This is a genomic window from Rhodococcus sp. NPDC055024 (assembly GCF_053608585.1).
On record NZ_JBSGVT010000012.1, the window covers coordinates 192,956 to 205,838 of the forward strand.

Consider the following 12,883-nt stretch of genomic DNA (forward strand, 5'->3'; position numbering starts at 1 on the left):
TCCCTGATTGCTTGTCCCGAGCACTCCCGCCCAGAACGGAGACGTCATGCGCAGACAGTGGTTGTTCGCGACGGTAGCGAGTACCGCCCTCGTCCTCACCGGGTGCTCGCCCGACGCCCTCGACTCCGGGGACAGCGCGGACAACGTCACCGCCATCTCGACGTCGCTGTCACCACCGGCCGCTGCTGATGCTCCCCTGCTGAAGACCGCCGACTCCCCACTGGGGACGATCGCCGTCGACGGCGAGGGCATGACGGTCTACGTCTACAACCCGGACGAGGAGAACTCCCAAGCAGGTTCGTGCGACGAAGCGTGCCTGCGCTACTGGCCGGCGGTCACGTCGGTCACCGATTCACCGATCGTCGAGGGCATCGACGCCGCAATCGGCACGGTCGACGGACCGGAGGGGTCTTTCCAGATCACCGTCAACGGCAAGCCCGTCTATCGGTACCTCGACGACAAGGTTCCCGGCGACATGCACGGGCAGAGCATCGGCAGCCTGTGGTGGATGATCGATGCCACTGGGAACCCCGTGTTCACAACGGAATAGCCCTCAGTTGTACGGCTGCCGAGCGGTTTCCGGGTCACCGTACGTGATTGCCCGTTCCCGACGAGTTTTCGACGCCAAGGTTGCACCCCAGTTCAGCACGGTGCTGGCGCGGTTGCGGAACCCGGCGAGGAACGCGATGTGGATGATTCCCCAGGACACCCACCCGATGAACCCGGACAACTGAACCGGCCCTGCCTGAAGCAACGCGTGGCGACGCGAAATGTAGGCCGCAGTTCCAAGATCGCGGTACTTGAAAGGCTTTCGGTTGGGTGCGCCGTTTTCGACTGTGGCCGCGATCCTGGCCCCGGCGTGCCGCCCGCCCTGCATCGCAACCTCGGCCACCCCGGCAAGCTTGTCACGAGACATGAGGTCGCCGACCACGTAGACGTTCGGGTGACCGGGGACGGTCAGATCGGCTTCCACTTCGATGCGGCCACCGCCGACCTGCTTCACACCCAGTGCTGTGGCCAAGGCCTCGGCGAATGGCACTGCTTCGACGCCCGCAGTCCACAGAATCGTCCGAGTCTCGTACTGCCGCTTCTCTTTTGTCTTCTTGTCCGTCGTCTCGATGCTGGTCTCGCACACGTCGGTGACGTGCACACCGAGGTGAGTCTCGACGCCTATCCCATCGAGAGTGCGTTTGGCTGCAGCCGAGAGCTTGCGACTGAACGAGGGCAACACACGATCGTCCCCGTGGAAAAGCAGCACCCTCGCCTCGTCCGGGTCGATGGACCGGAACTCGTTGGTCAGCGCGTGCATCGCCAATTCACGGATCTGCCCGGCCAATTCGACGCCGGTGGGTCCGCCGCCCGCCACGGCGAAGGTCAGCCACGGTCGACGCTCCTCCGCCGTCGGGAGCGATTCGGCCATCTCGAACGCGGCAATGAGACTGCGTCTGATCGCCAGAGCGTCGTCGAGGGTTTTCATCCCCGGCGCCCATTTGATGAACTCGTCCTGACCGTGGTACGACTGCCGCATTCCGGCCGCCACGATCAGGTAGTCGTACGGCAATTCGAAGGTCGATCCGTCGAAGCGGCTGGCGGTCAGTATCCCGGCGTCCGCGTCCACCGACTTTGCCTCGCCCAGAACGACGTTCGTGTTCTTGTTGTCTTCGAGGAGATGACGCAGCGGACTTGCGATCTGCCCTTCGGAGAGCAGGCCGGTGGCGCACTGGTAGAGCAGCGGCTGGAAGACATGGCTGGTTCCCCGGTCGATCAGAACGACCTCGACGTCGGCCTTCTTGAGTCGTCTCGCCGCGTACAGCCCGCCGAAGCCGCCACCGACGATCACTACCCGGGGCTTGCCGTTCGAGATGTGGATGCTCATCAGACAAACCTCGCTGTCACGGAGTTGGGCAGGAATCGCAGGGCCGCGTCTATCCCCTGCCACTTGAGGCCGGGCAGCGCCGCCCGTGTGGTTTCCTTCTCGATGGCGTCGACCATCGCGCTGACGCCTTCGTCCAAACTGGCCATGAGCGCAGCATCGTCGCCGGCGCCGGCGGACATGTCGGTCTTGATGAAGCCTGGCAGCAGCGTGGTGACCCGAATGGGTGTGCGCGACAACTCGATACTGAGTGCCTCCCCCAGAGCCGCTACGCCGGCCTTGCTCGCCGAGTAGGCCGCCTTCGGCCCGGGTAGTCCCCGATCCGCGCTGATCGAGGACACGAGAACCAGGTGTCCGGCGTCCTGCGCGCGGAAGATCTCGAGTGCAGCTTCACACTGCGAAAGCGCACCGACAAAATTTGTCTGCGCTGTTGCGAGATTCGCGTGCGCTTTGCCGGTACCGATCTTCGCGCCCTTGCCGAGCCCGGCATTGACGATTACTCGGTCCAGACCGCCCAGCTCGTCGCGAAGCTCGCCGAAAACTCGGACGACGGAATCGTGTTCGGTCACATCGAGTTCGCGCACTGCAACGCTGATCGACGGGTACTGGGCCACCAACTCCTCGCGAAGTGCGTCGAGGCGATCCGTCCGCCGGGCACACAGCGCGAGATCGCGACCTGCTGCGGCAAATCTCCTGGCCATCTCCTCCCCGAGACCCGAACTGGCACCCGTGATCAAAATCTTCTGCCGCGTCATGGGTGCAACTGTAGCCACCATCGAGCTCTCGTACCCGGCAGTAACCGAGCGAACTCGGACCGATCCGGCATACCGTGGAGCAATGACCGACGAATTCGATGTCATCGTGATCGGCGGTGGGCCTGCTGGTGAGAACGCCGCCGCATACGCCATCGCCGGCAGTAATCGCACCGCCGCAATCGTGGAACACGAACTGGTCGGCGGTGAATGCTCGTATTGGGCCTGTATGCCCAGCAAGGCGTTACTGCGTCCAGGGCAGGTCCTCGAAGCGGCCGACGCCTTGCCCGGGATCCCGGCCGGACCGCTGGACGTCGAGGCCGTCCTGAAACGGCGCGACTCGTTTACCCACAACCACGACGATTCGTCCCAGGTCGACTGGGCAACCTCCGTGGGTATCACCGTGATCAAAGGCCACGGAGTGATCGACGGCGAGCGAGCAGTGACCGTCGACGGGACCCGTAAGCTCCGCGCCCGCCAGGCAGTAGTACTCGCCACGGGCACAACGGCCACTGTCCCGAAGACACCGGGATTGCGCGAGGCGCTCCCGTGGACCTCGCGCGATGCGACCAACCTGCACGAGGTTCCGTCGCGAGTGGCGGTCATCGGCGGCGGAGTGGTCGCAACGGAGTGCGCAACGTGGTTGTCGTCGTTCGGCGCTCACGTGACGCTGCTCGTGAGGGGCGATGCTCTCTTGAAATCAGCAGAACCGTTTGCCGGAACGATGGTTGCCGAAGCACTCGGCGCCCGCGGTGTGGATGTTCGACTGAGCACTGACGTCAACTCGGTCTCACGCCCCGATGCCAAGGACACCGGCGAAGGCCACATCCACGGAGGACCCGTCAGCATCGAGACCTCTTCCGGCGTGATCGAGGTCGACGAGGTCATCGTCGCGGCGGGCCGCGGTCCGACCTCTGCCGATCTCGGCTTGTCCGCCATCGGCCTCGAGGACGGCAAGTACGTCACCACCGACGACCACCTCTGCGCCCAAGGTGAGTGGCTCTACGCAGTCGGCGACATCAACGGCCGTTCACCCCTGACCCACATGGGCAAGTATCAAGCGAGAGTGTGCGGAGACGTCATCGCAGCGCGAGCCGAGAGTCGGGGACTGCGCGGACCTCGATACACGGCGTCGGCCGACAACGGGCAGGTTCCCCAGGTGGTATTCACCTCACCCGAGATCGCCGGGGTGGGACGCACCGAGAAGAAAGCTCGCGACGACGGCTACGACGTCGAAGTCGTGGAGATCGAACTCGCCGTCGCGGGATCTTCACTGCTGCGTGACGACTACTCGGGACGCGCGAAGTTGGTGATCGACAAGGCCACCGACGTGATCCTCGGCGCTACCTTCGCCGGGCCCGAGGTATCCGAACTGGTGCATGCGGCGACAATCGCGGTGGTCGGCGCCGTACCACTGGAAACTCTGTGGCATGCGGTGCCCTCCTATCCGACGGTCAGTGAGGTCTGGCTTCGATTGCTGGAGGCTCGCCGCTGACGCGATCCCGAAGTACGTATAGTCGCGACATGGCGTCCGACATACTTGTGACCACGGCCGACGGCATTCTGCGCGGCCGACGGGTGGGAAAACTTCGTGCCTGGCGCGGAATTCCCTACGCCCGGCCGCCAGTCGGAACACTGCGTCTGACGCGGCCGCAGCCGGTCACGTCGTGGTCCGGAGAACGCGACGCGACCAGATTCGGCGACGCGTCTGTCCAGCACAAGAAGGGGCTGCTGCTCGCGCCCGGGAAGTACCAGCCCAGCAGCGAAGACTGCCTGACGCTCAACGTGCTCGCTCCCGCGAACACCGGAAGTACTCCGCGTCCCGTCATGGTTTTCATCCACGGCGGGGCCAACACCATCGGAACCTCCGCCACCGGCCTGTACTCCGGTGTGTCCCTCGTCGAACGCGGCGACGTCGTCTACGTCTCGATCAACTACCGGCTCGGCGCTCTGGGCTACCTCGATTTCACCCCGTTCTCCACATCCGAGCGCGTATTCGACTCCAACCTCGGACTGCGCGATCAGGTAGCGGCGCTGCAGTGGGTGCAACGCAACATCGCCGCCTTCGGTGGGGATCCCGACAAAGTCACGATTTTCGGTGAATCCGCCGGAGCCACTGCCGTCACCACCCTGATGGCTACTCCGGCCGCCAAGGGACTTTTCGCCGGGGCTATCGCCGAAAGTTCGGCTCCGGATCTGGTCTCGAGCACTCAGCGATCGCACGCCTGGGGTGCACGTTTCGTCGAGATCCTCAATTCCGGTCTACCGCCCGCGAAGGCCCTGACCTCGGCGACAGCCGTCGAATTGGGCCGAGCCGGAAGCAGACTGGGCGCCGAGGTACTCGCGAACACACCTGGACTACATCCCTTCGGACCGGTCGTCGACGGCGACTTCCTTCCGCGTTCACCCTTGGACGCATTCAAAGAAGGTTCGGCACACCAGGTTCCGATGATCATCGGAACCAACAGACGAGAGGGAACGCTGTTCCCGAAAGTGCTCGACGCACTCCCGACCAACCCGTCGCGCATCGACACCATGTTCGCCCTCACCGATCCCGAAGCCGGGAAGCGCATCCTCGCAACCTATCCCGGGTATCCCGACGAGCAGTCCGCGATCGACGTCGGCGGCGACGTCACGTTCTGGCACCCGTCCGTGGAGTTGATGCAGGCGCACGCACAATCGGCGCCGACGTACGCTTACCGATTCGACTTCGCGCCGACGATGATGCGTTGGCTCGGCCTCGACGCCACCCACGGATTCGAGATGTTCGCGGTCTTCGGTATCGGCGACACCATGATCGGGCGTGGCCTCACTCTTCCCGGTGGTCGGCGCGGACTGCGCGCAGTCACCGAATCCGTTCAGGGACACTGGCTTCACTTCGCCACGCACGGCTCTCCGCGCGGATCGTGGCCTCGTTACGACGCACAGGAGCGTCGGACCATGATCTTCGACCAGATCGTGCGCGTCGAGAACGATCCCAGACGTGAACAACGCTTGGCTTGGGCGGGATACAGCGGTTACCGCAGCCACGGCACCGACATCCCTCTACCGTGACACACGCTCTCGAGGTCGAGCTCGATTCCGGCGTCGTGCGCGGCCGCCTCGATCGAGGACTGCGCACCTGGCGGGCAATCCCCTACGCAGCGCCCCCGATCGGTCCCTGGAGATTTCGCGCACCGCAAGCGGTCGAGGCCTGGAATGGCGTCCACCCCGCGGAAGCATTCGGTTCTCCGTCTCCGCAGCGCAAGAGCAACTTCGACGAGAACTCTCTGTTCGTGAACGTCGTGGCCCCTCGGCTACCTTCCGATTCGCTGCGACCGGTCATGGTCTTCATTCACGGCGGCGCGTACAACGGCGGGAATCCGTCGACGCCCATGTACCGCGGAACGACCCTGGTCGAGCGAGGCGACATCGTCTACGTCTCTGTCCAGTATCGACTGGGCGCCTTGGGTTACCTCGATTTCAGCGAATACTCCACTGCTGAGCAACCATTCGAGACGAATCTCGGATTGCGTGATCAGATCGCGGCACTGGCGTGGGTCCAGCGGAACATCGCCGCGTTCGGCGGTGACCCGAACGCGGTCACCGTGTTCGGTGAATCATCCGGCGCCAACGCGGTGACAACCCTGATGGCAACACCGACAGCCGAAGGGTTGTTCGCTCGCGCCATCGCGCAAAGTCCGCCGGCCGCTTCCGCATACGGAAAAGAGCGAGCGCACCGCTGGGCACGCGAGTTCCTCGAGATCGCACATGCTCCGGAAACCGATCCGGCATCGTGGCTGCGCTCCGCTTCGGTGAAGGAACTGGTCGATGCCGGCGAAGAACTTGCGCGCCGCGGCGCGGACGAAGAACCCGGAACGCGGGCATTTGCTCCCGTAGTGGGTGACGACGTCCTTCCCGAACACCCGCTCGACGTGTTCGCAGCGGGAAAAGCCCACCCCGTCCCGTTGCTGGTCGGTTCGAATCTCCACGAGGGGCGGATTTTTCCGCGCGTTCTCGACATCTTGCCTACAAATCCGATACGGATCGAGAAGATGTTCTCCCACACTCCGCCGGACGTGAAAGAACGCGCGCTTGCGGCCTATCCCACGTATCCACACCGGTTCGCTGCCGCAGATCTCGGCGGCGACATCACTTTCTGGGAACCGGCGATACTGTGCGCCCAGGGCCATTGCCAGGTGGCTCCGACCTACAGTTACCGCTACGACTTTGCGCCGCGACTGCTCCGACTCGTCGGCATGGGCGCTACCCACGCCACCGAATTGCTTGCGGTCTTCGGGCGTTCGGATGCACTCACGGCGGCCTTGACCGCAGTCGGAGGGCGCCGCGGACTGACCGCGGTGACCTCCACCATGCAGCGCCACTGGATCCACTTCGCCCGCCACGGAGTGCCGGACCGAGAGTGGCCCGCCTACTCCGTACCGGAGCGGCAAACGATGATCTTCGACGAGACGTCCCGGGTGGAGGACGACCCGATGGGTGAGCGTCGACGGGCTTGGATCGGCTACGAGCACAGGCGCTGAAGCCAGATCAGAAGAACTGGCCTTTCACGAATCCTGCGAGTAGGACGGCGAATCCGCCGACCTCTCCGAGAATCAGCAGGAACATTCCGAGGTGCAGGGGCGGACCGGCGGACTCGAACTGGTTGTCGGTGTCTTTCATCGCACCGTGAGCGATGTAGCTGAATATCGCTGCAAGAAAAAAGAACACGACCACTGCTGCGCTGGTCAGGTTGATCCACGTCGGCCACGCACTGAGTTCGACGAACACCGCGATCAACAGCGTTGCGAACGAGTACATCAGTGCTGCGCGGTGTGCGATGTCGACATACGGATGGGCGAGGTGATTGTCCGAGGTCGCCATCTGTTGGTACTTCCAGATGCCCAGGCACAGGGAGAGCAGGAAGATCAGACCCGCCGCGAGCAGCGTGAGTGTCGTATCGATCCCGAGCGTCATCTGCTCACCCCGCAGTGAGCTTCCAGTGAGTCACCGCTGGGAGATCCAGCCGAGGGCTTGTCGTAGACGACAACCAACACGGTCGCGCCACCAGTCGACACCGACCGCATCCGGTGGGGCGTGTTCGCGTCGAAGTAGAGGCTGTCGCCGGCGTCGAGGTGCATCGTCTGCCCGGGGATCTCGAATTCGACGGATCCGGAGTGCACGAACACGAACTCCTCCCCCGTGTGATCCATGAACTTGGGGCCCATCACCGAGGCCGGGTGAACCACGAACGGCTGCATGGCCTTTCCGACCAGAGCCGGAGCGATCGGATCGTAGACAGAAGACTCGGCCGAGGCAGCCGGGTCGATCACCCGGTCCTTGGCGCGCGCGATCGTCATGACGTTGCCCTCCATGCTGTCCGAGAACAGTTGCCCCACATCGGCATCGAGTACCCGTGCAATCTTGAGTGCCACCGCGATCGACGGGGTACTGATACCCCGCTCGACCTTGGAGAGATAGCTCTTCGTCAGCCCGGTCTGCTCGGCCAGGCCCTCGAGTGTCAGACCGGCGCGACGCCGATGTGTTCGCAAAAACGCTGCCATTCGGTTCCCCTCACGAGACTTTGTGTCATCACCCTACCAATACATTGACCTGCGGCGATCACCGATTCATAAAACCGAGGGTTGCACATTTCCGTCCTATATGACACTTTGTGTCTTATAGGTGACTTGATGTCATCGAACGCCGGATCCAGAGAAAGGCACACCCATGACCGACACGATGCATGCGAGCAAGCAGGAACTCATGGCCACCGCCGAGACGAAGATGCTCACCGAAGTAACGACTGGTAGTTGGACTCTTCGACAGAAGATCGCACTGACCTGCCGGGCACTGTCGGACGCCGGCCACGATTCCGGCCTTGCCGGCCAGATCTCCGCCCGCGGTGAGCATCCCGGCACGTTTGTCACCCAGCGACTCGGCCTCGGGTTCGACGAGATCACCGAGGACAACCTCCTGCTTGTCAACGAGGATCTCGAGGTTCTGGACGGGGATGGAATGCCGAACCCCGCCAACAGGTTCCACAGCTGGATCTACCGCGCCCGACCCGACGTCAACTGCATCGTCCACACGCACCCATTGCACGCGACGGCGTTGTCGATGCTCGAGATTCCCCTCGTCGTGTCCCAGATGGACATCGCACCCCTCTACGACGATTGCGCATTTCTTGCCGACTGGCCCGGTGTTCCTGTGGGAAACGAGGAGGGCGAGATCATTTCGGCTGCACTCGGCGACAAGCGGGCAATCCTGCTCGCTCACCACGGCCAACTCGTCGTCGGCAATACCGTCGAAGAGGCCTGTTCCCTCGGGCATCTGATCGAGCGAGCCGCGCGGCTGCAGTTGCTGGCGATGGCGGCCGGCGACATCAAGCCGCTACCGCCTCGCCTGGCGAAAGAGGCACACGATTGGACGCTGACTCCTCGGCGCAGCGAGGCGAACTTCGCGTACTACGCCCGCCGTGCTCTCCGCAATCACCCAGACACGCTGACCAACTGAATTTCGTTTCGCACCAACAGAACAGAGAATCTCATGAGCAGCACCATCAAGGGAATTGTCGCCTATCCCATCACCCCGTTCGACCGCGATACCGGAGCGTTCGATCCCAAGCCGCTACACACGCTCCTCGACAACATGATCGGCAGTGGTGTCGACGCGATAGCTCCGCTCGGCAGTACCGGCGAGAGCGCTTATCTCGACGACGCGGAATGGGAGACAGTCGCCCGGGAGAGCCTCGACTACGTCGACCGCCGAGTCCCCACCGTCGTCGGCGTATCGGACCTGACCACGGCGGGAGCACTTCGCCGAGCATCGATCGCGGCAGACGCCGGCGCCGACGCAGTCATGATCCTTCCCACGTCGTACTGGCATCTGGGTGAGCAGGAGATTCGTGAACACGTCACTGCGGTAGCCGATTCCGTCGACATTCCGACGATGATCTACAACAATCCGGCCACGACCGGTATCGACATGTCACCGGAGTTTCTCGTCGATCTCGTCTCCACCGTCGACGGCATCACGATGATCAAGGAATCCACCGGCGACATCACCCGCATGAACCGCATCAACGAACTGAGCGGTGGCACGATTCCCTTCTTCAACGGCAGCAATCCTCTTGCACTGCAATCTTTCTCTGCCGGTGCAAGTGGGTGGTGCACGGCAGCTCCGTGTCTGGCCCCCGAACAGGTGGTGCACTTCTGGCGTCTACTCGAATCCGGTGATCGGTCGGGCGCCGCCGCTGTGTTCGAACAGATCGAGCCACTACTGAAGGTCCTCGTCAGTCGCGGACTGCCGTCGACGGTCAAAGCCGGGTTGGAATTTCTCGGCGTCGACGCCGGCCTTCCCCGCCGGCCCCTGCTGCCCCTCGACGACAACACCAGGACTGCTCTGTCCGATGCGTTGTCGGTGGCTCGCGGTGTAATCGTCGCGTCGTGACCTGACGTGGGGGTGGGTTCCGGCAAGATGGAATGCGCACCGACCGAAGGAGGGGCACCATGTCCGTAGATTCACGGTCTGCGAGGATCGCCGTCACCGGCGCTACCGGTCACATCGGCGGCCTGGTGGCCGCGTCGTTGGCCGACGCCGGTGTCCCGCAGCGGCTGATCGCACGTTCGGTCAATCGATTACCGCAGCTCGCCGGTGCCGATTCTGCCGAGACCACATACGGGGATCGCGAGCGCGCGCTCGCGGCTTTGGCGGGAATCGACACCCTTTTCATGGTGTCGGCGGCCGAAAGCGCAGATCGCCTGGATCAGCATCGCACCTTCGTCGACGCCGCAGCGGCGGCCGGGGTCAGGCACATCGTGTACACGTCTTTCCTCGGCGCCGCCCCGGACGCAACGTTCACGCTCGCGCGCGATCACTGGGTCACCGAAGAACACATCCGTGCTTCCGGACTCGCATTCACCTTCCTGCGCGACAGCTTCTACCTCGATTTCCTACCCGCTCTCGCCGGCGAAGACGGTGTGATCCGGGGCCCCGCCGGGGATGGTCTCGTCGGCGCTGTAGCGCGATCCGACATTGCTGCCGTCGCTGTCTCGGTCCTGAAGGATCTGGATTCCCATGTCGGACAGACATACAACCTGACCGGACGGGAGGCGCTGACGCTGTCCGAGGCTGCGAGCATCATCACCGAAGTCACGGGCAAGCAGACCACGTACGTCGAGGAAACTGTCGAGGAAGCTTACGAATCACGGGCGTCGTACAACGCACCGGCATGGGAACTCGACGCATGGGTGTCGACGTACACCGCAATCGCGCAGGGTGAACTGGCGCTGATCACGGGCACTGTCGAAGAACTTGTCGGCCGGCCTCCAGTCACGCTGCGCGAATTCCTCACGGCAGAGACCGACACCACCGAGGTCGACACCGCCTGATGCCGCCACGCAAAGCAACCACGGCGCGCAAGGCTGCCGCAAAGAAGGCTGCACCGAAGAAGGCTGCACCCAAGAAGAGCACGACCAGAAAGACCGCCCCAAAGAAGACTGTCGCAAAGAAGAGCTCGCGCGCTGCGATGCCGGATGTGCCGACTGCCGGTCCTGGTGAAAGAGTCTGGCTCCTCGACGTTCCCTTTCGAACACCGGCGCCTGGCGCTCAGTTCGTCAAGAAATGGAAGAGCTACGCGTGGGTCGGTGCTGAACTGCCCGCAGAACTCGCACCGTTCAAGGCACTCCCCTTCTCATATCAGCAGTGGGTCGAGGACGACATCAATGACGGCACCGGTGAACGTCCGGTGGCCGCACCCAAAATTCCGCGGCCCGAGCAGGTTTCGGGGGCCGGCGCCGTCGTCGACGCTGCTCGCGCCGGTCACCGCGGATTTCTGTTGGCAGACAATGCCGGCCTGGGTAAAACGCTCATCGCGGTGATGGCTGCCAAGACGATTGCCGAAGAGCGCGGCGAAACCAACATCCTCGTCCTCGTCGATCGACCGGCACAGATCACCATTCCGCATTGGCGCTATTCCATCGCCTCGGTGGGCGACGGCGGCTTCCGTTGGCTGATCATGTCGCCTGACCAATTGAAGAAACTGATCGCACGAAACGGGCGTCCCAAGTACACGTTCGGTGTGGTGATTGCGGACGAGGCCCAGCTGTACAGCAACGACACACAGCGCACCGCTGCTTTCGAGAAGGTTGCGCGCTTTTCGAATGCGCACGAGCAGGCGCCCTTCGTCCTGTCCGTGACAGCAACTCCGGGACATACTCCAGCCGATCAGCGTTACCTGGCACCACTTTTTGCGCAGTTGCATTCGGAGCCCTCCGAATACTGGTCGGACCTCGGCGCCAGGCTTGTCGAGTCCGGTCTTCCGCTGGACAAGTCCTACGGAAAGTGGACGTGGAGCGCTGAGGCGAAGGAATCACCGACACTGCAATCCCAGGCGCTCGAGACCGTACGAGGGTGGATGTCGAACAACAATCCACCCTTGATGATTCATCGACCGACGCCGTGGGGACCCGTTCCACTGGACGGTATGCCGATCGACCTCACGCATGCCCAGCGCGCCGAGTACGAGACGGAGTGGGCCGAGTACGCGTACGAGATGGGCTTGGCCCGTAAGAGCCGCAACATTGCTCGGGGTCGTGCGCTGGTTCTCCGCTATCGGCAAAAGGCGGGAATGATCCGTGCCGAGTCGACAGCTCAGTGGGCGCAAGCCCAGGTCAAGGCAGGCAAGCAGGTGTTGGTGGCCGTCGAGTTCGTCTCCACGGCAGGCGATCCGCTGGTCGAGATGATCGAAGACGCCGGGATCTCGGTCGCGAAACTGTTCGGTGCGGTAGCGGACAAGGAGGGCCAGCGTCTGCGATTTCAACGCGGGGACGCACCCGTCATTGTCTTCAATGTCACGACCTCGATTTCGCTCCATGCCAACGAAGCGCTCCCCGACGGCACTCACGCATCCTCGATGCCACGGACTGGGATCTTTCATCAACCGCGATACTCGGGAATCGCGGCAGAACAGACATTCGGTCGCTCACACCGCGACTACCAGACGTGTCCGTGGGTCATTCCCTTCGGCGTGGGCACCAAGGAAGAGGACGTCGCCACGGTCATGTTGCGCAATCTCAATTCCGTGACCGGCCTGAAGGGCGGCGACCGATCCGGCCTGCGGTCGCTGTCCGAATTGCTCGGTGTCGAATGGCTCGAGCCCGACGTCTTGACGTCGGAGGCCTGACCTTCCGGCGAACGTCCGACGGCGACAAACGAGCGGTTTCGGAGATTTGCCCCAATTCTGCTCCGCTAAAACCGAATTCGCTTGACCGCTTCC

The 12,883-nt window shown here is 63.3% G+C and carries 12 protein-coding genes; 8 read left to right on the top strand and 4 right to left on the bottom strand.

The features are described from left to right. The first annotated feature begins 46 nt into the window (after positions 1-46). Positions 47-550, top strand: a complete 504-nt coding sequence (locus tag ACWF6P_RS23865) for a COG4315 family predicted lipoprotein (RefSeq protein WP_452622738.1) — start codon at positions 47-49, stop codon at positions 548-550. A 3-nt stretch (positions 551-553) separates the two neighbouring features. Here the strand turns inward: ACWF6P_RS23865 and ACWF6P_RS23870 are convergent, their stop codons facing one another. After that, positions 554-1,876, bottom strand: a complete 1,323-nt coding sequence (locus tag ACWF6P_RS23870; RefSeq protein ID WP_283302126.1) for an NAD(P)/FAD-dependent oxidoreductase — start codon at positions 1,874-1,876, stop codon at positions 554-556. After that, on the bottom strand, positions 1,876-2,628 hold the full coding sequence (locus ACWF6P_RS23875; protein ID WP_378532578.1) for an SDR family oxidoreductase: 753 nt from the start codon (positions 2,626-2,628) through the stop codon (positions 1,876-1,878). Before ACWF6P_RS23875 ends, ACWF6P_RS23870 begins: the two co-directional genes overlap by 1 nt. An 82-nt stretch (positions 2,629-2,710) precedes the next feature. Between ACWF6P_RS23875 and ACWF6P_RS23880 the strand changes: the two genes are divergently transcribed. Genes ACWF6P_RS23880 through ACWF6P_RS23890 form a run of 3 tightly spaced genes read left to right on the top strand, consistent with a single transcriptional unit; the run spans position 2,711 to position 7,148 of the window. Next, positions 2,711-4,120, top strand: a complete 1,410-nt coding sequence (locus ACWF6P_RS23880; RefSeq protein WP_452622739.1) for a dihydrolipoyl dehydrogenase family protein — start codon at positions 2,711-2,713, stop codon at positions 4,118-4,120. Positions 4,121-4,149: 29 nt separating this feature from the next. Then, the gene (locus ACWF6P_RS23885) at positions 4,150-5,679 is read left to right on the top strand and encodes a carboxylesterase/lipase family protein (protein ID WP_452622740.1); all 1,530 of its coding nucleotides are present in this window, start codon (positions 4,150-4,152) and stop codon (positions 5,677-5,679) included. Beyond that, entirely contained in the window at positions 5,676-7,148 is a 1,473-nt protein-coding gene (locus ACWF6P_RS23890; protein WP_452622741.1) for a carboxylesterase/lipase family protein, read from the top strand. The genes ACWF6P_RS23885 and ACWF6P_RS23890 overlap by 4 nt, the downstream gene beginning before the upstream one ends. Positions 7,149-7,155: 7 nt before the next feature. Here the strand turns inward: ACWF6P_RS23890 and ACWF6P_RS23895 are convergent, their stop codons facing one another. Together ACWF6P_RS23895 and ACWF6P_RS23900 are read right to left on the bottom strand one after the other, a co-directional pair. Next, the gene (locus ACWF6P_RS23895; RefSeq protein ID WP_378446391.1) at positions 7,156-7,581 is read right to left on the bottom strand and encodes a hypothetical protein; all 426 of its coding nucleotides are present in this window, start codon (positions 7,579-7,581) and stop codon (positions 7,156-7,158) included. After that, positions 7,578-8,168: a helix-turn-helix domain-containing protein gene (locus ACWF6P_RS23900; RefSeq protein ID WP_452622742.1), complete on the bottom strand. Its 591-nt coding sequence runs from the start codon at positions 8,166-8,168 to the stop codon at positions 7,578-7,580. Before ACWF6P_RS23900 ends, ACWF6P_RS23895 begins: the two co-directional genes overlap by 4 nt. A 166-nt stretch (positions 8,169-8,334) precedes the next feature. Between ACWF6P_RS23900 and ACWF6P_RS23905 the strand changes: the two genes are divergently transcribed. Genes ACWF6P_RS23905 through ACWF6P_RS23920 form a run of 4 tightly spaced genes read left to right on the top strand, consistent with a single transcriptional unit; the run spans position 8,335 to position 12,790 of the window. Beyond that, positions 8,335-9,120: an aldolase gene (locus ACWF6P_RS23905; RefSeq protein ID WP_452622743.1), complete on the top strand. Its 786-nt coding sequence runs from the start codon at positions 8,335-8,337 to the stop codon at positions 9,118-9,120. Between the two features lie 33 nt (positions 9,121-9,153). Then, positions 9,154-10,056, top strand: coding sequence for a dihydrodipicolinate synthase family protein (locus ACWF6P_RS23910; RefSeq protein ID WP_452622744.1), 903 nt, complete (start codon positions 9,154-9,156; stop codon positions 10,054-10,056). Positions 10,057-10,115: 59 nt separating this feature from the next. Then, positions 10,116-10,997 (top strand): SDR family oxidoreductase, encoded by an 882-nt coding sequence (locus ACWF6P_RS23915; RefSeq protein ID WP_378446388.1) that lies wholly within the window; start codon positions 10,116-10,118, stop codon positions 10,995-10,997. After that, a complete protein-coding gene (locus ACWF6P_RS23920) occupies positions 10,997-12,790 on the top strand; it encodes a DEAD/DEAH box helicase family protein (RefSeq protein WP_452622745.1) in 1,794 nt (597 codons plus the stop codon). The genes ACWF6P_RS23915 and ACWF6P_RS23920 overlap by 1 nt, the downstream gene beginning before the upstream one ends. Positions 12,791-12,883 lie beyond the last annotated feature (93 nt).

Excerpts from the sequence above, each read along its gene's own strand:
- ACWF6P_RS23865 (WP_452622738.1), top strand. The coding sequence starts at position 47 with ATGCGCAGACAGTGGTTGTTCGCGACGGTAGCGAGTACCGCCCTCGTC.
- ACWF6P_RS23870 (WP_283302126.1), bottom strand. The coding sequence starts at position 1,876 with ATGAGCATCCACATCTCGAACGGCAAGCCCCGGGTAGTGATCGTCGGT.
- ACWF6P_RS23875 (WP_378532578.1), bottom strand. The coding sequence starts at position 2,628 with ATGACGCGGCAGAAGATTTTGATCACGGGTGCCAGTTCGGGTCTCGGG.
- ACWF6P_RS23880 (WP_452622739.1), top strand. The coding sequence starts at position 2,711 with ATGACCGACGAATTCGATGTCATCGTGATCGGCGGTGGGCCTGCTGGT.
- ACWF6P_RS23885 (WP_452622740.1), top strand. The coding sequence starts at position 4,150 with ATGGCGTCCGACATACTTGTGACCACGGCCGACGGCATTCTGCGCGGC.
- ACWF6P_RS23895 (WP_378446391.1), bottom strand. The coding sequence starts at position 7,581 with ATGACGCTCGGGATCGATACGACACTCACGCTGCTCGCGGCGGGTCTG.
- ACWF6P_RS23900 (WP_452622742.1), bottom strand. The coding sequence starts at position 8,168 with ATGGCAGCGTTTTTGCGAACACATCGGCGTCGCGCCGGTCTGACACTC.
- ACWF6P_RS23905 (WP_452622743.1), top strand. The coding sequence starts at position 8,335 with ATGACCGACACGATGCATGCGAGCAAGCAGGAACTCATGGCCACCGCC.
- ACWF6P_RS23910 (WP_452622744.1), top strand. The coding sequence starts at position 9,154 with ATGAGCAGCACCATCAAGGGAATTGTCGCCTATCCCATCACCCCGTTC.
- ACWF6P_RS23915 (WP_378446388.1), top strand. The coding sequence starts at position 10,116 with ATGTCCGTAGATTCACGGTCTGCGAGGATCGCCGTCACCGGCGCTACC.
- ACWF6P_RS23920 (WP_452622745.1), top strand. The coding sequence starts at position 10,997 with ATGCCGCCACGCAAAGCAACCACGGCGCGCAAGGCTGCCGCAAAGAAG.